17 protein-coding genes are annotated in these 17,296 nt (G+C 74.0%); 12 read left to right on the top strand and 5 right to left on the bottom strand.

Features of this window, described 5'->3' with window-relative positions:
- Positions 1-116: 116 nt before the first annotated feature.
- Genes ACTEI_RS26055 through ACTEI_RS26045 form a run of 3 tightly spaced genes read left to right on the top strand, consistent with a single transcriptional unit; the run spans position 117 to position 2,076 of the window.
- Positions 117-953 (top strand): SDR family oxidoreductase, encoded by an 837-nt coding sequence (locus ACTEI_RS26055; protein ID WP_122980062.1) that lies wholly within the window; start codon positions 117-119, stop codon positions 951-953.
- 31 nt (positions 954-984) lie between these two features.
- Positions 985-1,620, top strand: a complete 636-nt coding sequence (locus tag ACTEI_RS26050) for a maleylpyruvate isomerase family mycothiol-dependent enzyme (RefSeq protein ID WP_164466119.1) — start codon at positions 985-987, stop codon at positions 1,618-1,620.
- Positions 1,621-1,674: 54 nt separating this feature from the next.
- Entirely contained in the window at positions 1,675-2,076 is a 402-nt protein-coding gene (locus tag ACTEI_RS26045) for a PPOX class F420-dependent oxidoreductase (RefSeq protein ID WP_122980060.1), read from the top strand.
- 61 nt (positions 2,077-2,137) lie between these two features.
- Here the strand turns inward: ACTEI_RS26045 and ACTEI_RS26040 are convergent, their stop codons facing one another.
- Positions 2,138-3,343, bottom strand: coding sequence for a barstar family protein (locus ACTEI_RS26040; protein ID WP_122982417.1), 1,206 nt, complete (start codon positions 3,341-3,343; stop codon positions 2,138-2,140).
- Between the two features lie 148 nt (positions 3,344-3,491).
- On the opposite strand from ACTEI_RS26040, the gene ald reads away from it, so the two are divergent.
- From ald to ACTEI_RS26020, 4 genes are all read left to right on the top strand, one after another.
- Positions 3,492-4,607 carry an alanine dehydrogenase gene (ald, locus tag ACTEI_RS26035; protein WP_122980059.1) on the top strand — a complete coding sequence of 372 codons (1,116 nt, stop codon included), beginning with the start codon at positions 3,492-3,494 and terminating at the stop codon, positions 4,605-4,607.
- A gap of 41 nt (positions 4,608-4,648) precedes the next feature.
- On the top strand, positions 4,649-5,518 hold the full coding sequence (locus ACTEI_RS26030; protein ID WP_239082682.1) for a site-specific tyrosine recombinase XerD: 870 nt from the start codon (positions 4,649-4,651) through the stop codon (positions 5,516-5,518).
- Between the two features lie 100 nt (positions 5,519-5,618).
- The gene (locus ACTEI_RS26025; protein WP_122980058.1) at positions 5,619-6,551 is read left to right on the top strand and encodes a ParA family protein; all 933 of its coding nucleotides are present in this window, start codon (positions 5,619-5,621) and stop codon (positions 6,549-6,551) included.
- Between the two features lie 11 nt (positions 6,552-6,562).
- Positions 6,563-7,240, top strand: a complete 678-nt coding sequence (locus ACTEI_RS26020; RefSeq protein ID WP_122980057.1) for a zinc metalloprotease — start codon at positions 6,563-6,565, stop codon at positions 7,238-7,240.
- On the opposite strand, the gene ACTEI_RS26015 is transcribed toward ACTEI_RS26020, so the two are convergent.
- Positions 7,188-7,928, bottom strand: coding sequence for a DJ-1/PfpI family protein (locus ACTEI_RS26015; RefSeq protein ID WP_122980056.1), 741 nt, complete (start codon positions 7,926-7,928; stop codon positions 7,188-7,190). The two genes, ACTEI_RS26020 and ACTEI_RS26015, sit on opposite strands and share 53 nt — an antisense overlap.
- Positions 7,929-7,967: 39 nt before the next feature.
- Complete coding sequence (locus ACTEI_RS26010; protein ID WP_122980055.1) at positions 7,968-8,960, bottom strand: GlxA family transcriptional regulator; 993 nt, start codon at positions 8,958-8,960, stop codon at positions 7,968-7,970.
- A gap of 116 nt (positions 8,961-9,076) precedes the next feature.
- Between ACTEI_RS26010 and ACTEI_RS26005 the strand changes: the two genes are divergently transcribed.
- The 5 genes from ACTEI_RS26005 (at position 9,077) to ACTEI_RS25985 (ending at position 14,453) form a co-directional block, all read left to right on the top strand.
- Positions 9,077-10,258 carry a hypothetical protein gene (locus tag ACTEI_RS26005; protein WP_145830951.1) on the top strand — a complete coding sequence of 394 codons (1,182 nt, stop codon included), beginning with the start codon at positions 9,077-9,079 and terminating at the stop codon, positions 10,256-10,258.
- Positions 10,259-10,275: 17 nt separating this feature from the next.
- A complete protein-coding gene (locus ACTEI_RS37405) occupies positions 10,276-11,364 on the top strand; it encodes an adhesin (protein WP_164465794.1) in 1,089 nt (362 codons plus the stop codon).
- An 83-nt stretch (positions 11,365-11,447) separates the two neighbouring features.
- A complete protein-coding gene (locus tag ACTEI_RS25995; protein WP_372443309.1) occupies positions 11,448-12,644 on the top strand; it encodes a segregation and condensation protein A in 1,197 nt (398 codons plus the stop codon).
- Complete coding sequence (gene scpB / locus ACTEI_RS25990; RefSeq protein ID WP_239082684.1) at positions 12,641-13,723, top strand: SMC-Scp complex subunit ScpB; 1,083 nt, start codon at positions 12,641-12,643, stop codon at positions 13,721-13,723. The genes ACTEI_RS25995 and scpB overlap by 4 nt, the downstream gene beginning before the upstream one ends.
- Positions 13,692-14,453, top strand: coding sequence for a pseudouridine synthase (locus ACTEI_RS25985; RefSeq protein ID WP_122980053.1), 762 nt, complete (start codon positions 13,692-13,694; stop codon positions 14,451-14,453). The genes scpB and ACTEI_RS25985 overlap by 32 nt, the downstream gene beginning before the upstream one ends.
- 51 nt (positions 14,454-14,504) lie before the next feature.
- Here ACTEI_RS25985 and ACTEI_RS25980 read toward each other — a convergent pair whose 3' ends face one another.
- Positions 14,505-15,299: an alpha/beta fold hydrolase gene (locus tag ACTEI_RS25980; RefSeq protein WP_122980052.1), complete on the bottom strand. Its 795-nt coding sequence runs from the start codon at positions 15,297-15,299 to the stop codon at positions 14,505-14,507.
- A 68-nt stretch (positions 15,300-15,367) separates the two neighbouring features.
- A complete protein-coding gene (locus ACTEI_RS25975) occupies positions 15,368-17,287 on the bottom strand; it encodes a metallophosphoesterase (protein ID WP_239082685.1) in 1,920 nt (639 codons plus the stop codon).
- Positions 17,288-17,296 lie beyond the last annotated feature (9 nt).

Here is a 17,296-nt window from a genome sequence, read left to right as displayed (position 1 = left end):
CGGGTTCCTCCTCGGATTGATCACCAACGGGTAGCCACTTTCTCCTAGGTACCTACTATATCCAGGCTGTTAGCGTCCTCCGGTCGGTCCACACGGGACCGCGGAGGGGGTACGAGATGTACGTGGTGACGGGCGCGACCGGCAACGTCGGGCGGCCGCTGGTGCGGGCGCTGGCCGAGGCCGGCGTGCGGGTGCGGGCGGTGTCCCGCCATGATCCGGGCGACCTGCCGTCCGGAGTGGAGCACCGCACGGCCGATCTGGCCGACCCGCGCAGCCTGGGCCCGGTGGTGGCCGGTGCGGAGGCGTTCTTCCTGCTGGTCTCCGGCGCCGGCGCGCACCTGGACGGGCCGGCCATCCTGGAGCAGGTGCGCGCCGGTGGGGTGCGCCGGGTGGTGCTGCTCTCCTCACAGGCCGCCGGAACCAGGCCGGACGCGGTCTCGCACGCGCCGCTGCGGGCGCTGGAGGACACCGTGCGGCGGGCCGGCCCGGAGTGGGTGGTGCTGCGGCCGGGCGGCTTCGCGTCCAACACGCTGGCCTGGGCCGACCCGGTGCGGACGCGGCGGGCGGTCGCCGCCCCGTTCGGTGACGTCGGGCTGCCCGTGGTCGACCCGGCGGACATCGCCGAGGTGGCCGCGGTGGCGCTGCGCGACCCCGCGCACGCCGGCCGGGTGTACGAGCTGACCGGCCCCGAGCTGAGCACGCCCCGGCAGCGGGCCGCCCGGATCGCGGCGGCCCTGGGCGAGCCGGTGCGGTTCACCGAGCAGACCCCGGAGCAGGCCCGGGCGCAGATGCTCGGGTTCATGCCGGCGCCGGTGGTGGACGGGACGCTGGCGATCCTCGGCGCGCCCACCCCGGCCGAGCAGCGGATCAGCCCGGATGTCGAGCGGGTGCTGGGGCGGCCGGCGGGTACCTTCGCGGACTGGCTGGAGCGGAATCTGGCCGCCTTCCGGTGACCGGGCGGCTCCGCACGGTAACTTGTCCGGCGTGGACATCGTGTCGATGATCGCCGATGAGCGGCGCCGGATGGCGGAGCTGATCGAGTCGTTGCAGCCGGGCCAGTTGCGCGCGCGCAGCCTGTGCGCGGCCTGGACGGTGCACGAGGTGGCCGCGCACCTGTGCGCGCCATGGACGCTCAGCCTCCGCCGGGCCGCGCCGGCCCTGCTGCGCAACGGCTTCCGGGTCCACCGGGCCAACGCCGAGATGGTCCGCGAGCTGGCCGCCGACCTGACCGCCGACGAGATCGGCCGGGAGCTGCGGGCGCACGCCGAGTTCTCGCTCGCCCCGCCGGTGGTCGGCCCGCTCGGTCAGCTGACCGACCTGCAGGTGCACGGCCAGGACATCCGCCGGCCGCTCGGATTGGCCCGCGAGCTGGTGCCGGAGCGGGTGCGGCTGTCGCTGGAGTTTCTGGCCAGTCCCAAGGCGCGGGGGTCGTTCGTGCCCAGGGGGCGGCTGGAGGGGCTGCGGTTCATCGCCACCGACGTGGCGTGGGAGCACGGCTGGGGGTTGACCGTGCGCGGCACCGGGGAGGCGTTGCTGCTGGCGCTGACCGGCCGCCCGGTCGTGCTGGACGAGCTCGACGGCAGCGGGGTGGCCGCGCTGCGCGCGCGGATCGCCGGTTGAGCGCCGCGCGGCGGGGTTGACCTCCACCCGGCTTGAGGTTGCAGGCTGGGCCGCATGACATTCAGCGCGGTGGAGCTCGAGTATCTGGCCGGGCAGATCCTGGGGCGGCTGGCGACGGTGCAGCCGGACGGGTCGCCCCAGGTCAACCCGGTCGGGTTCCGGTGGAACCCGGAGACCGAGACGATCGACATCGGTGGTTACAACATGGCGGCCAGCCGCAAGTTCCGCAATGTGGCGGCCAACGGGCGGGTCGCGTTCGTGGTCGACGACGTGCCCTCGACGGACCCGTGGCGGGTGCGGTGCCTGGAGATCCGCGGGCACGGCGAGGCGATCACCGAGCCGGAGGCGATCATCCGGATCCATCCCCGGCGCATCCTCGCCTTCGGGCTGGACGAGCCGGATGTGGAGCCGCACCGCCTCACCCTGCACAGGCGCGACGTCCCGGCCGGCCGCTGACCGCGAGGTCCCGGCCGGGTGCGGCGTCCCGGCCGGGTGCGGCGCGCCGCCGGCGTACGGATCAGCGCAGCTCGACCTCGACGCCGTCCTCGGCCAGCCACGCCAGCAGGTGGTCCATGGTGATCGCCGGGCACCAGTCCCGCCGGTCGTAGCCGGGCACCAGGTGCCGCCGGGCCACCGCCGAGTCGTGCCAGACCAGCCGGAACCCGGGCGCCGCGCCCCAGTCGCCGAGCAGGCAGTCGTGCAGCGCCCCGGCGTTCCACCCGAAGTACCCCCCGGGCCCGTTGATCGCCTCGCCGATCGCGCAGTAGAAGCCGTCCTCGTCGGTGACGTGCCGGCCGTCCAGGTGGTACGTCGTCCCGGACGGCCGGTCCGGTCCGGGGCGGTGGTGGGCGAGCGCCGCCCCGGCCCACTCGTGCCGCAGCGCGGACGGGTACGCCGCCCACCGCCCCGCCTCGGTCGGCCGCCCCGCCCGCCAGCACTCCCAGATCTCCCGGGCCCCGAGCGGGCGACCGCCTTTGATCGCGTCCCCGTACAGGCTCTCGAAGGTCACGTCGACCAGATCGTCGCCGAGCGCGGACGGCCGCACCCCGGACACCTCCGCGCCCAGCCCGCTGTCGAGCATGTGCGTGGCGGTGCCGTCGTACGCCACGCTGAAGATCGACGCGATGATCATGCGCCGGTGCCGGGCGGCGCCGCGCCGGAACGCGTCGATGGCCCGTTGCAGCCGCGGCTCGGGCCGGCAGCCGATCAGCGTCGCCGGCCGCGGCGCCCGCTCCGGCCGGGGCCGGAACACCCCGGCCACGTCCTGGCAGGTGCCGAACTTCTCCTCGCCCTCGCCGGTGATGCCGGTCAGCACGTACCCGTCGGCCTCCGGCGCCCGGTCCGGCCCACGCCGCCGCTTGCGCTGCTCCGGGTCGATCCGCAGCCGAGCCTCGCAGGTCACGTCGAACACCCCGAACCCGGCCGGGCGGACGTCCACCACGGTGACGTCGAGCAGCTCCTCGGTGCACTCCCAGCACTCGCGGGGGTGTTTGGAGTCGGACCGGTGGATCGCCTCCAGGCCGATATTGCCCAGCCAGGTCGGGCCGAAGCCGTCGCAGGCCGTGCGCATCCGGCCGGCCGGCGTGCACCCGAGCAGGGTGTAGCGCTCGACCGGCGGCTCACCCGGGTCGGCGAAGAGCCCGTCGATGTCGGCGCACGCCGCCACGACGGCGTCGGCGCCGTCGCTGTTCTGGTCGACGAGAAGCCAGGGGAAGCCGGTCATCGGGCGACCGTACCGGTTCGTCACCGGGGCGGCGTCAAGGAGGGGATCAGTGCGTATGAACCGGTAAAGATGCGCTGCTCGCCGGTAGTCTGCGGCGGATAGGGACATATCGCGCAGCGCAACGTCGCGGTGACGCAGGGAGAATGGTGTGAGGGTCGGCATTCCCAGCGAGGTCAAGAACAACGAGTTCCGGGTGGCGATCACCCCGGCCGGCGTCTTCGAGTTCAGCCGGGCCGGGCACGAGGTGTTCGTGCAGAGCGCCGCCGGTCTCGGTTCGTCGATCACCGACAGCGACTTCCGTGAGGCCGGCGCCACCATCCTGCCCGACGCCGACGCGGTGTGGGCCGAGGGCGAGCTGATCCTCAAGGTCAAGGAGCCGGTGGCCAGCGAGCACCACCGGATGCGAGCGGGCCAGACGCTCTTCACCTACCTGCACCTCGCGGCGTCCAAGGACTGCACCGATGCGCTGCTCGACCGCCGGGTGACCGGGATCGCGTACGAGACGGTCGAGCTGCCGGACCGCTCGCTGCCGCTGCTGGCCCCGATGTCCGAGGTGGCCGGCCGGCTGGCGCCGCAGGTCGGGGCGTACCACCTGATGCGGCAGGGCGGCGGGCGCGGCGTGCTGATGGGCGGCGTGCCCGGGGTGTACGGGGCCAAGGTGGTGGTGCTCGGCGCCGGCGTGGCCGGGATGAACGCGGCCGCCATCGCGCTCGGGATGCAGGCCCAGGTGCTGCTGCTGGACAAGAACATCGCGCGGCTGCGCGCGGCCGACGCCGACTACCGGGGCCATCTGCGGACGGTGGCCTCCAACGCGTACGAGATCGAACGCGCCGTGCTCGACGCGGACCTGGTGGTGGGCGCGGTCCTGGTGCCGGGCGCGAAAGCGCCCCGGTTGATCTCCAACGACCTGGTGGAACGGATGAAGCCGGGCAGTGTGCTGGTGGACGTCTCGATCGACCAGGGCGGCTGCTTCGAGGCGTCCCGGCCGACCATCCACGACGACCCGACCTACCGGGTGTACGGATCGATGTTCTACTGCGTCGCCAACATGCCCGGGGCGGTGCCGCACACCAGCACCTACGCGCTCACCAACGTCACCCTCCCGTACGCTCTGGAACTGGCCAACCACGGCTGGCGCGACGCGCTGCGGCGCGACCCGGCGCTGGCCGCCGGCCTGAACACGCACGACGGGCAGGTCGTCTACGGGCCGGTGGCCGAGGCGCACGGCCTGCCGGCGACATCGCTGACGGAGGTGCTCAGCTGACACTCGCATCCGCCATCCAGGCCTACCTGGACCATCTCGGTGTGGAGCGTGGCCTGTCGCGCAACACGCTCGCCTCCTACCGCCGGGACCTGGACCGCTACGCCGAGCAGCTGGCCGCCGCCGGGATCGAGGACCTGGCGCAGGTGCGCCCGGCCGACGTCAGTGGGCACCTCGCCGCGCTGCGCGACGGCGGGCTGGCCTCGTCGTCGGCGGCCCGCGCCATCAGCGCGGTGCGCGGCCTGCACCGGTTCGCCGTCCGCGAGCGGCTGGTCGCCCACGACGCCGCCGCCGACGTGCGCCCGCCGGCCCCGCCCCGGCGGCTGCCCAAGGCGCTCGACGTGGACCAGGTCGGCCGGCTGCTCGCGGTCCCGGCCGGGGACACCGCGCTGGGCCTGCGCGACCGCGCCCTGCTGGAGTTCCTCTACGGCACCGGGGCGCGGATCTCCGAGGCGGTCGGCGCGGACCTCGACGACCTGGAGCTGGGCGAGCCGAGCGGCGCGCTGCTGCGTGGCAAGGGCGGCCGGACCCGGCTGGTCCCGGTCGGCGGCTACGCCCGGGCCGCGTTGCAGGCCTACCTGGTACGCGCCCGGCCCGCGCTGGCCGAGGCCGGCCGCGGCACCCCGGCGATCTTCCTCAACGCCCGGGGCGGCCGGCTGTCCCGGCAGAGCGCCTGGACCGTCCTGCACCGCTGCGCGACCGTGGCCGGACTCCCGGTGGACGGCCCGTACGCGGTCAGCCCGCACACGCTGCGTCACTCCTACGCCACGCATCTGCTCGACGGCGGGGCCGACGTGCGGGTGGTACAGGAACTGCTGGGACACGCCTCGGTCACCACGACGCAGGTGTATACCCTGGTGACCGTCGAGCGCCTGCGGGAGGTCTACGCGACCTCTCACCCGCGCGCTCGTTAGAAGCTGCGCACCCTTAGGTGCGACACGCCGAACGGCTGACCCCGATGGGGCGGCTCGTGTGGCGTACAGTCGGGCATCGAGCCGGGAGGGGGCGAGGGCGATGTCAGGGAACGGCGAGCGTGCGGAGGCCTGGACTTCCACGCTCCGCGAGCAGCAGAATTCCCTGGATCTGGGCGCCGACCTCGGTCCTGCCGACCCCACGGCGTACACGATGCGCCGTCCGATCCCCGAGCCGATGCCGACCGATCGGCACGGCCCGGCACGGATCATCGCGCTGGCGAACCAGAAGGGTGGCGTCGGCAAGACGACCACCACGATCAATCTGGGCGCCGCCCTCGCCGAGTACGGGCGCAAGGTGCTGCTGGTCGACTTCGACCCGCAGGGCGCCTGCTCGGTCGGCCTGGGGGTCAACCCGCACAACCTCGACCTGAGCGTCTACAACCTGCTCATGCAGGACGACGTCACCACCGAGGACGTCATCATCAAGACCGATGTCGCCGGGCTGCACCTGCTGCCGGCCAACATCGATCTCTCCGCGGCCGAGATCCAGCTGGTCAACGAGGTGGCCCGGGAGATGGCCCTGGCCCGGGCGCTGCGCAGCGTCCGCAAGGAGTACGACTTCATCCTGATCGACTGCCAGCCCTCGCTGGGCCTGCTGGCGATCAACGCGCTGACCATCGCCCACGGCGTGCTCATCCCGCTGGAGTGCGAGTTCTTCTCGCTGCGCGGGGTGGCCCTGCTGCTGGACACCATCGACAAGGTGCGCGAGCGGCTCAACTTCGACCTGGAACTCGAAGGCATCCTGGCCACCATGTACGACTCCCGCACCACGCACTGCCGCCAGGTGCTGCAGCGGGTGGTCGAGGCGTTCGGCGACAAGGTCTACCAGACCGTGATCACCAAGACGGTGAAGTTCCCCGAGTCGACCGTGGCGGGCGCTCCGATCACTACGCTGGACCCGGCGTCGTCCGGCGCCCGCAACTACCGCCAGCTGGCCCGTGAGGTCATCGCCGCCAAGGCAGAACGAGGGTAGGTTCCCGCCCCGTGCTCTTCGCGCTCGGGACACCGGTCGCGTTCGTCGCGCTGGTCGTCTCCTTCCTCTGCGCGGTGCTGCTGCGCGCGGTCGCCATCCGCTTCACCGCCCGGACGGTCGCCCTGGCCCACCGCACCGAGCCGACGCTGCCCAGCCTGCGCCACGACCTGGACCCGTTCGGCGCGGTCGGCGCCGCGCTCGGCGGGATGGGCTGGGGCCGGCAGTTGAGCGTCGACGAGGTGCCCCGCTGGCGGGGCCGGGGCCGGGCCGCCGCGGTCTTCGCGGCCGGCCCGGTCGCCTGCATCCTCGCCGGTGAGCTGGTGCTGGCCGGGGCCGCGCTGTCGTCGCCGGACGCCACCCCGTTCCAGGTGCTGCGGGTGGGCGACGTGTTGCACGGGGTGGATCCGGGACTGCCGTACGCCCAGCAGGTGCTGCTCTCGCTCGGCGTCGGGCTGCTCGCGTTCGGGCTGCTCGCGTTGATCCCGATCCCGCCGCTGGACGGGTTCGGGATCGTCTACAACGCGGTGCGCCGGCCGGGCGCGGGTCTGCAGTGGATGCGGCTGTGGTTCGAAGACCGGAACATCGGCATCCTGCTGCTGCTCGTGCTCAGCCTCTTCCCGGGCGGATATCCGCTGGTCACACTGATCCTCGACGTACTCGGAAACCTCTTCCTGCGGGTCTGGGGCTGACCGCCCGGCGCCACGCCACGGTCGCGGCGGCCCGGAACTCGCCGGGGCTCATCGCGATCTGGCGGCCGAGCCGCTTCGCGCGGTCGAAGATCTCCTCGCGGGCCTTGCTCGGGTGCCCGGCGTCGAACGGCGGCTGCGGGTCGTACTCGATGTAGAGCTGGATCATCTCGGCGTGGTCGCGGCCGGCGATCTCCCCGCTCAGCCACAGGGCCAGGTCCAGCCCCGCGGACACCCCGGCGGCGGTGATGATCCGCTCGGACCGGACGATCCGCTCGTCGCGGCGCGGCTGCGCGCCGAAGGCCGCCAGGGCGCCCTGGGCGATCCAGTGCGTGGTGGCCGGTCGCCCGTCGAGCAGCCCCGCGGCGGCCAGGACCAGCGCGCCCGAGCACACCGACGTGGTCCAGGCGGTGGTCTCGTGCACCTGGCGCAGCCAGTCGGTCAGCCGCCGGTCGGCCATCGCGGTGGCGGTGTTCGGACCGGAGCCGGGCACCAGCACCACGTCCGGGCGCGGCGTCTGCGCGAACGTGTGGGTGACGCCGAGCGCCAGCACCGCGCTGTCGGTCAGCACCGGGCCGGTCTCGGCGCCGACGAAGCGGATCTCGGCGTCCGGCAGGAACCGGAGGATCTCGTACGGGCCGATGGCGTCCAGGGCGGTCATGCCGGGATAGAGGACGATGGCGATCTGCATGGCTCGATGCTGCCCGGCCCGGTCGCGCGCGGGCGTGTCTCAGCGGGCGGGCGGTCCGGATCCGTGGGCAGTCGTGCCGGATCTCTGCGATCGGTACCTCGACGGCGGGGCGCCGAACCGGTCCTGGAACGCCTGGCGCAGCGACTCGGTCGAGCCGAAACCGCAGCGGCGCGCGATGGCCGCCAGCGGCAACGCGGTCGCGGTGAGCAGGTGCGCGGCCGCCTCGGTGCGCGCCCGCCGGACGTACTGGGCCGGGGTGAGCTGCACATAGGTGTGGAACAGCCGGGACAGGTGCCGCTGGCTGACCCCGAACCGGTGGGCCAGGGCGCCGGTGGTCAGGTCGTCGGTGAGGTGGGCGGCGATGTGGTCGGTGGCCCGGCGTACCACGAAGTCCTCCGTGCCGCGCCGGGCCAGGAACATGCTGATCTGCGCCTGCCCGCCGGGCCGCTGCAGGTAGGCGACCGTGCCGAGGGCGACACCGCGGGCCACCGCGGGGCCGTTGTCCTCCTCGATCAGCGCCAGGGTCAGGTCCAGGGCGCTGGTCACGCCGCCCGAGGTGGCGACGTGCCCGTCGCGGATCCACACCGGCTCGGCGTCGACCAGCACGTCCGGGTAACGGTCGGCCAGGGTGGCGGCGTACATCCAGTGGGTGGTGGCCCGGCGGTCGGTGAGCAGGCCGGCCTCGGCCAGGATCGTCGACCCGGTGCAGACCGAGGCGACCCGGCGGGCCAGCGGGGCGAGCCGGCGCACGTGCCCGACCAGGCGCGCGCTGGCGGCCGCCCGCTCGTGCCCGGTGCCCCCGGTGACCAGCAGGGTGTCGAGCGGCTCGTTGATCCGTTCCAGCTCGGCGCCGGACTCCAGGCGCAGGCCGGAGTCGCAGGCGACCGCGCGGCCGCCGAGTGTGGCCAGCACCGCCCGGTACGGCGGGCCGGCGCCGATCCGGTTCGCGATGTCCAGGGCCGAGGTGACGCAGGCGATGTCGAGCAGCTCCGCGCCGTCGTACGCGACGACCAGGAACAGGCGCTCCGGCATGCCGGTCAGTGTAGGCAGCGGCGTTTTCCGGCGGTCGGCCGGTCTCGAACCGGCTGTCCGGTGCGCACCGGTTCGTGTAGCGTTCCGGTTAGCGGTGACCCGTCTACGGAGTGCGGATGACCCGGCCACGGAGCGCGGATACGGACAGCGGCCTCTGCTTCCGCTGCGGGGGTGACGTGCCGGCGGGCCGGGACTGGTGCCCCTACTGCGGCACGCCGGCCGTGGTCGCCGCGCCGCCGCCGCCGGGACCGCCCGCGCCGGCGTTTCCCGGTCCGACCCTGACCCTGGGCCCGGCCGCCGCGTACGCCCGCGAGACCCGCCCGGGCCGCCGCGCCGCCCTGCTCGCGGTGGCGGTGGTCGGCGCGCTGCTGCTGGCCGGTGGGCTGGTCGCCGGGGTGACGAGACTGACCGGTGGCGGCCCGGAGTCGGCCGCCGGGGACTACTTCGACGCGCTCGGCGACGGCGACGCCGCCGCCGCCCTGGAGCTGGTCGCCACCGCCGACGGGTTCGACCCCGCGCGATACCCGCTGCTCAGCGACGCGGCCCTGGCCCGGGACCGGTGGCGGCCCCGGGACGTGCGGATCGGCCGGGCGCAGCGCGCGGCGCGGGACGGCGCCGACGTGTACACCGTCGAGGCCCGCTACCGCGCCGGCGACCGGACCGTCGCCCAGACCGTCGTGGTGGTGCGCGGCGACGGCGGCGACTACCGGCTGCGGGTGCCGTTCGTGCTGGTCGGTGTCGACGGGCAGCGCGGGCGCGAGGTCAGCGTGAACGGGGTCCGGCTGGCCCCGGCGGAGCGGGTGACCGCGGCCTTCCCCGGGGCGTACGAGGCCACCGCGGCCGGCAACACGCTGCTGGCGGAGAGCCGGGTGAGCGCGGTCGCGCAGGCCAACGGCTTCTCCGGGTACGGCGCGGCGCTGCGTTTCGGGGTGCCCGAGCTGGCCGCCGGCGCGGAGCAGGACATCCAGCGGCAGGTGCGCGCCGCCCTCGACCGGTGCGCCACGAGCACCCGCGCGCAGCCGGCCGGCTGCCCGTTCGGGCTGAACGTGCCCGGTACGGCGGTGACCGTCCGGTGGACGATCACGGCGTACCCGGCGGTCAGCGTGCGCACCGACAGCGTGATGTGGTTCGGCGGCTCGGCGGTGCAGCTCGCCGACGACGGCGCCGGGCGGGTGCGCTGGAGCGCCGACTACACCGACTACTCCGGGACGCGCCGGTCACAGAGCGGGGACACCGCGTTCCGGATCAACGGGAGCGCCCAGGCGGCGTCGAACGGCATCCAGGTCCGGTTGACCTGACGATCGATGGAGGACAGATGAGCATGGCCGGTGAGCCGCCGCAGCGGCAGGGGACGGCCCTCGGGCCGGGCCACGGCGACGTGGCGTACCGGATGCAGGGTCTGCGCCCGGGGCCGGTGGAGACCGGTCTGGACAGCTCGGTCCCGGCCGGGACCCTGCTGCGGCTCTGGCTGTGGGCGGCGGTCCCGGCGCTGCTGGTCTGGGCGGTCTTCACGTTCCTGGCGCTGCTCGTGCACGCGGCGTCCGAGCCCAGCCTGTTCAGCGACGACACCCCCGCCGACGCGCTGTTCTCGGCCGGGTCGCTGCTGGCCGTCATCGTCTTCTGGACGGTGCTGCTGGCCGCCCGGATGGACGAGCCGGTCACGCAGTGGAGCACGCTGCTGGAGGACCGCTGGCAGGGCGCGGACTCGGCGTACGCGGCGATCTTCGGCACGCTGCGCCGCCGCGGGATCCCGGTCGACGCCACCGCGGTACGCGTACGCAGCGACCTGCTCGCCGCGGAGCTGGTCAACGACCGGCTGCTGATCACCGAGCGGGACTACCGGATCCACGTCACGGTCTTCCCGTACGGCAGCGGCCTGTTCCTCGGCTGGACCATGAGCCGCAGCCGCCGCGGCGCCGTCCTGCTCGGGCACTTCCTCAAGGACCTGGTCGGCGGCATCCTGGGCCGCACCGGCCGGGTCGAGGAGTTGCTGCGCGCCGAGCGGGTGCGGGCGCTGCGCGAGGCGGTACACGCCGCGGTGCGCGAGGGCGCCGAGGTGGCCGCCCAGGGGGTCGTGGTCCCGCTGGCGCAGGTGTTCGGCCAGGAGGTGCCGGTGCAGGACCTGCGGGCGCACGCCACGCCGGCCGGGTACGGCCCGGGGTACGGCCCGCCGCCCGGTTACGGCGGCCAGCCCGGTCCCGGGCCGCAGCCGGGGTACGGTCCCGGGCCGCAGCCCGGCCCGGCCCCCGGCGGTCCGCTTCCCGGAGTGCTCGCGCCCGGCTCCGCGCCGCCCGCGCCGGCTCCCGCCGGGCCGGGGGCGGCCGCTCCCGGCGTCGCCCCGGCCGCCGGGCACGGGCCGGATGCCGGTCCGGGAGGGCCCGGTGATGCCGGGCGGTCCGGCTGAGCGACGCCACCCGGCCCGGCCAGCAACCCGGGGATCATCCGTGCCGTTGGTACGGCGTGAGCCCGCGGCACGTCGTCACAGCCATGGTCTACGGTCGGCACGTGCCTGAAGAGCCTGCCCAGCCGGTGCCTGCCGACGCCCGCCAGCCCGATCCGGGGCCGGCCGGCTCCGACGACGCGGCCGTCGTCGTGGCGCAGGACGCTCCCACGGCGCCCGCCGGGGAGGCGGATCCCGCGGGCGCCGGTTCGCCGGGTGCCGCCGGGCAGACCGGCTCCGCGGGCGCCGGTTCGCCGGGTGCCGCCGCCGAGGCCGACTCCGGGCGGTTCCAGGTCAAGCTGCACAACTTCGAGGGTCCGTTCGACCTGCTGCTGCAACTGATCGGCAAGCACAAGCTGGACGTCACCGAGGTCGCGCTGCACCGGGTGACCGACGAGTTCATCGCGTACATCCGGGCCATGGGCGACGACTGGGATCTCGGCGAGGCCAGCGAGTTCCTGCTGGTCGCGGCCACCCTGCTCGACCTCAAGGCGGCCCGTCTGCTGCCCGCGGCCGAGGTGGAGGACGAGGAGGACCTGGCCCTGCTGGAGGCGCGGGACCTGCTGTTCGCCCGGCTCCTGCAGTACAAGGCGTACAAGGAGGCCGCCGCGCACCTCGCCGAGCTGGAGGCGGCCGGGGCGCGCCGCTGGCCGCGGCTGGTCACGCTGGAGCCGCGGTACGCGCAGGCGCTGCCCGAGCTGGTCCTGGGCATCGGCCCGCAGCGGCTGTTCAAGCTGGCGCTCAAGCAGTTCACCCCGAAACCGGGGCCGCCGCAGGTCTCCATCGCGCACATCCACCAGGTGCGGGTCAGCGTCCGGGAGCACGCCGAGCTGCTGCGCGACCGGTTGCGCCGGGCCGGCGTGGCCACGTTCGGCCTGCTGGTCGCCGACTGCGAGAGCACGCTGGAGGTGGTGGCCCGCTTCCTGGCGCTGCTGGAGCTCTACCGGCAGGATCTCATCGACTTCGAGCAGCCGGTGTCGCTGGACGAGTTGACCGTTCGCTGGATCGGCGGCGACCGGGACGGCGAGTTGAGCGTCGACGACTACGAGGGTGATCCGGAGAAGATCGGGGGCAAATCGGACCGGGCGGGCGGCGCCGGGGCCGATGATGGCGGAAAGGTAGGCGCCGTTTCGGACGATCTCCCGGGGAGCGGACTTGACGGGGACGCCGCCAATGACGATCTTGGCGGGGGCGACGAGGCCGTGCCGGCCGGCGAGCCGCCCGTCCTGGAGGAGAAACCGTGAGCAGCGACGAGCGTCCCGAATCCCTGGCCGCGCAGATGGGCGCGTGGGTGCCGCCGTGGGAGCGCAAACGCGACGAACCGGACCGTGCGTTCCAGGCGCGGGCCGAGGCGGCGGGCGCCGATGGTGGCGACGGGCCCGCCGGCCCGGATCCGGCGGGCCGGTCCCGGCCGGCCCCGCAGGCCGCGGCGGCCGTGGACGCGCCCCAGGAGCCGCCCGCGGACGACGAGCCGGCCGACGCCGAGATCGAGCCGGAGATGCCGCTGCCCGAGCCGGTCGAGGAGGCCGCCGAGCAGGCCGCCGACGCGCCGGCGGAACCGGACGACGCGCCGGCCCCGGTGGACGCGCCGGCGCCCGAGGCCGACGGGACCGCCACGGCGGCGTACCTGGCCGGCTTCGCCGACACCGCCGCGCGGCTGGGCGGCGTCACCGACGTCACAGTCGCGCCGGGCCACCGGGGCGGGCCGGCGGTGCCCGCGCAGGCCACCGCGGCACGGGGGGACGGCGCGGTCCCGGGCCGTACCGGGGGGTCGCTCGACGACGCCGAGCTGACCGCGGCCCTGGAGGCGATCCTGCTCGTCGTCGACGAGCCGACCGGCGAGCTGCAGCTCGCCCAGGTGCTCCAGCAGCCGGTGGAGCGGGTCGCCCGCACGCTCGAGGGCATCTCGGCGCGCTACACCGCGGCCGGGCACGGCTTCGACCTGCGACGCGTGGCCGGCGGCTGGCGGCTGTACACCCGGCCGGAGTACGCCGAGTACGTCGAGCGGTTCGTCCTGGACGGCCAGTCGGTGCGGCTGACCCAGGCGGCGCTGGAGACACTCGCCGTGGTCGCCTACAAGCAGCCGGTGACCAGGTCGCGCATCTCGGCCATCCGCGGTGTGAACTGTGACGGCGTGATGCGTACGCTGGTCACTCGCGGCCTGATCGAGGAGTGCGGGACCGAGCCGGAAACCGGGGCATACCTGTACCGGACCACCGCTCTGTTCCTGGAGAAGCTCGGCCTGAACTCGGTCGATCAGCTGCCGCCGCTCGCCCCGTTCCTGCCCGACGATGTGGAAGAAGTACTCGATGCCTCAGGCTGACACCGCCGAACGCCTCCAGAAAGTCCTGGCGGCGGCCGGTGTTGGATCCCGCCGCGCCTGCGAAGACCTGATCTTCCGGCGGCGCGTCACGGTCAACGGCCGGATCGCCAAGCTCGGCGACAAGGTCGACCCGGCCACCGCCGAGATCTACGTCGACGGATCGCGGGTGATCACCAACACCAAGCTGGTGTACGTCGCGCTGAACAAGCCGCGCGGGGTGGTCTCCAGCCTGGACGACGAGAAGGGCCGCACCGAGCTGGCCGACTTCCTGCAGGGCAACTTCGAGCAGCGGCTGTTCCACGTCGGCCGGCTCGACGCCGACTCCGAGGGCCTGCTGCTGCTCACCAACGACGGCACCCTGGCGCACAAGCTGATGCACCCGTCGTTCGGCGTCTCCAAGACCTACCTGGCCGAGGTGGTCGGCCCGCTGCCGCGCAGCGTCGGCCGGGCCCTGCAGTCCGGCGTGGTGCTCGACGACGGCCCGGCGAAGGTCGACTCGTTCCGCCTGGTCGACGCGATCGGCAAGACCGCGCAGGTGGAGATCACCCTGCACGAGGGCCGCAAGCACATCGTCCGGCGGATGATGGACGAGGTCGGCCACCCGGTGACCCGCCTGATCCGGACCGCGGTGGGCCCGATCCGCCTCGGCGACCTGCGCCCCGGCGGTTTCCGCCACCTGTCCAACGCCGAGGTCGCGGCCCTGTTCAAGGCCGTCGGCGACGAGGCCTGACCGGCGCGCCGGGGTCCGCCTCGCCGCGGACGACCCGCGCGCCGGGCCGGCCTACTGGTCGAGGAAGGCGTGCAGGGCGGCGTTGAACGCCGCCGGCTGCTCCAGGTTGGGCAGGTGCCCGGCGCCGTCGATCACGCTGAGCATCGACCCCGGGATCAGCCGGTGCATCAGCTCGGCGTCGGCGACCGGGGTGAACTGGTCGTCGCGGCCGACCACGACCAGGGCCGGCACCGCGACCGTGGTCAGCAGCTCCCGGTAGTCACGGCGTTCGGCGCGGCCGCGCAGTGCCGCCGCGGCGCCCTCCGGCGGGGTGTTGAGCATCATCGTGCGCACGTGCCCGGCGACGTCCGGCATCGCCGCCACGTTGTAGGCGGCCATCATCTTCGGCAGGTTCTCGGTGGTGTACCCGGCCATCCCCTCGGCGAGCAGCCGGTCGGCGACCCGGTTGCGGTCCGTGCGTCCCTGCGGGGTCTCGCCCTGCGCGAACGTGTCGGCCAGCACCAGACCGGCGATCCGCTCCGGGAACAGCCGGAGGCACTCCATCGCGATCTGCCCGCCCATCGACAGTCCGGCCAGCACCACCTCGTCGACGTCCAGGTGGTCGAGCAGCGCGAAGGTGTCCCGGGCGAGCGTCTCCAGCGTGGTGAGCCCGGGCACGACCGTGCTGCGGCCGTATCCGCGCAGGTCAGCGGTGATCACCCGGTAGCCCGCGGCGGTCAGCGAGGTGACCTGCGGCCACCACATGGACCGGTCGAACGGGTGCCCGTGCACCAGCACGCAGGCCGGGCCGATACCCGCGTCGTCGAAACCGATACTGATCCCGTTCACCTGGGCCGTGCGCGTCATGGGCACACGGTAGGAATCCGGCAACCGGGCCGGGAAGATCCAATATCGCCGGGGTGGCCCCGTCCGCCTCAGCGCGCGACGACCAGCCCCGACGTCCGCTTGAGGGTGATCCGGTCGATCTCGGTGTACGGCTTGCCGCTGCCCGGCAGCGCGTCCGCCAGGGTGCGCACCGTCATCGTGGTGCTCCCCCCGGGCGCCAGCGGTGGCGCCACGTCGACGGCGATGAACGCGTACCCGTCGTAGCGGACCTGCGACCAGTCCACCGACTCGGGCACCCGCGCGCCGGTCGGCGCGCCCCTGCCCTTCTTCGGCTTGTTCTTGTCCTTGGTCCAGTAGTAGCTGTTGACCACGGTCGTCGAGGTGTTCTTCCTGCCGTTCGGTTTGTGGCCGCGGTAACGCTCGCCCTCGGGCAGCTTCTGCTCGCCCTTCGGGGTCACCCCGGCCGGCGGCGGGGCCTCGGCGCCGGGCGCCGGCCGGAACGGGTAGCGCGGCCGCCCGCCGGACCCGACACAGATGTACGTCACCCCGTCCTGCGCCGGGTGCACCGTCGCCCCGTCCGGGGCGGCCCTGACCCGCCGGCCGTTGCGGATCGGGTCGGTCCGCTCGAACAGGTGGTTGTGCCCCTGCACGGCCAGGTCGACGTGGTACCTGCTGAACAGCGGGTCCACCGCGGCCCGCACCCCGCCGTCGGAGGCGTGGTTGTGCGCCGTGGAGAACGCGCAGTGGTGGAAGAACGCCACGATGAAGTCCACCCCGGATCCGGCCGTACGCCACTTCTTGAGCGTCTCGGTGAGCCAGGCGACCTGCTTGCCGTTCGAGTAGCCGGTGTTGGTCTGCAGCTCCCAGGACAGCTCGTTGGCGTCCACCGAGATCAGCCCGACGTTGCCGTAGACGAACCGGTAGACCGACGGGCAGCCCTTCGGGCCGTTGGCCGGCAGGTCCAGGCGCTGCACGTGCCCGCCGTACCCGTGGGTGGGGCTGCCGCCCAGGTAGCCGGTGTCGCCGTAGATCGGCTCCATGTCGTGGTTGCCGGTGGCGAACATCCACGGCGTGAACGCCGCCTGCGGCTCGATCTGGTTCAGGAAGACGTCCCAGACGTACGGGTTGAACAGGTTCCGGCCGGCCGGCGCGCGTCCCGTGGTCAGCGCCGTGGTGTCGTCGGCCGGCAGCCCGGTCCCGGACGGGTTGGCGTAGCAGATGTCCCCGGCGAGCAGGGTGAACGCCGGCCGGAACCGTCCCATCAGCCGGGTCATGGTGGCCGCCGGGGTCCGGTCGGTGCCGCGCTTGCCGGCGATCGGGTCGGTGTCGCCGTACCGGTTGTCGAAGACCCCGGCCGGCCACCTGCCGCCGGCCGCGGTGACCTTGGCCGGGTCGTCGTGCCAGGCGAATTTCGGGTCGGTCGGGGCGGTGTTCGTCCCGACGTCGGCGAACGCGGTGAAGGTGAACCGCTGCGGGGTCGCCGGGGCGGTGGTGAAGTGCGCGTCGCCGCTGACCGTGCCGTCGGAGAGCCGGATCCGGTAGTGGTAGCGCGCGCCCGGCCGCAACCCGCGGATCCGGGCCTTGGCGTAGAACTGGCTGCCGACCGGGCCGCCGGGGATCGCGTACTGGCCGGTCAGGTGACGGATGGCGGCCTCCACGCGGGTGCCGTAGGCGTTCGGGGCCTCGCCCACCTCGACGTAGGCGCGCAGCGACGCGGGCACCGACCCGGTACGGCTGACCAGCTGCGCGGTCACCGCCATCGCGTCGCGCGGGAGGTCACCGGCCCCGGGCACGAACGACAGGTGCCGGCCGGACACCACCACCCCGGCCGGACCGGCCGTGCCCCCGGCGGCCGAGAACGCCCGCCGGGCGAGCCGGAACTGGTGCTCGGCGCAGCCGGCCAGGCCGGTCGCCCCGGTCGCCATCGCGGCCAGCAGCAGCGACCGCCGGGTCACCGCGTGCCGGGACAGGACCTGCTGGTTCCACTCGCTGAACTCGTCGAGAGTCACCAGGTCACG

Source organism: Actinoplanes teichomyceticus ATCC 31121, assembly GCF_003711105.1.
GTDB classification, from domain to species: Bacteria; Actinomycetota; Actinomycetes; order Mycobacteriales; family Micromonosporaceae; genus Actinoplanes; species Actinoplanes teichomyceticus.
Note: the sequence above shows the minus strand (reverse complement) of the source record. Positions and strands in the feature narration are given on the sequence as shown.

Excerpts from the sequence above, each read along its gene's own strand:
- ACTEI_RS25985 (WP_122980053.1), top strand. The coding sequence starts at position 13,692 with ATGTGGAAGAAGTACTCGATGCCTCAGGCTGACACCGCCGAACGCCTC.
- ACTEI_RS25995 (WP_372443309.1), top strand. The coding sequence starts at position 11,448 with ATGGTCTACGGTCGGCACGTGCCTGAAGAGCCTGCCCAGCCGGTGCCT.
- ACTEI_RS26040 (WP_122982417.1), bottom strand. The coding sequence starts at position 3,343 with ATGACCGGCTTCCCCTGGCTTCTCGTCGACCAGAACAGCGACGGCGCC.
- ACTEI_RS26055 (WP_122980062.1), top strand. The coding sequence starts at position 117 with ATGTACGTGGTGACGGGCGCGACCGGCAACGTCGGGCGGCCGCTGGTG.
- ACTEI_RS26045 (WP_122980060.1), top strand. The coding sequence starts at position 1,675 with ATGACATTCAGCGCGGTGGAGCTCGAGTATCTGGCCGGGCAGATCCTG.
- ACTEI_RS25980 (WP_122980052.1), bottom strand. The coding sequence starts at position 15,299 with ATGACGCGCACGGCCCAGGTGAACGGGATCAGTATCGGTTTCGACGAC.
- ACTEI_RS37405 (WP_164465794.1), top strand. The coding sequence starts at position 10,276 with ATGAGCATGGCCGGTGAGCCGCCGCAGCGGCAGGGGACGGCCCTCGGG.
- ACTEI_RS26010 (WP_122980055.1), bottom strand. The coding sequence starts at position 8,960 with ATGCCGGAGCGCCTGTTCCTGGTCGTCGCGTACGACGGCGCGGAGCTG.
- ACTEI_RS26015 (WP_122980056.1), bottom strand. The coding sequence starts at position 7,928 with ATGCAGATCGCCATCGTCCTCTATCCCGGCATGACCGCCCTGGACGCC.
- ACTEI_RS26025 (WP_122980058.1), top strand. The coding sequence starts at position 5,619 with ATGTCAGGGAACGGCGAGCGTGCGGAGGCCTGGACTTCCACGCTCCGC.
- ACTEI_RS26005 (WP_145830951.1), top strand. The coding sequence starts at position 9,077 with ATGACCCGGCCACGGAGCGCGGATACGGACAGCGGCCTCTGCTTCCGC.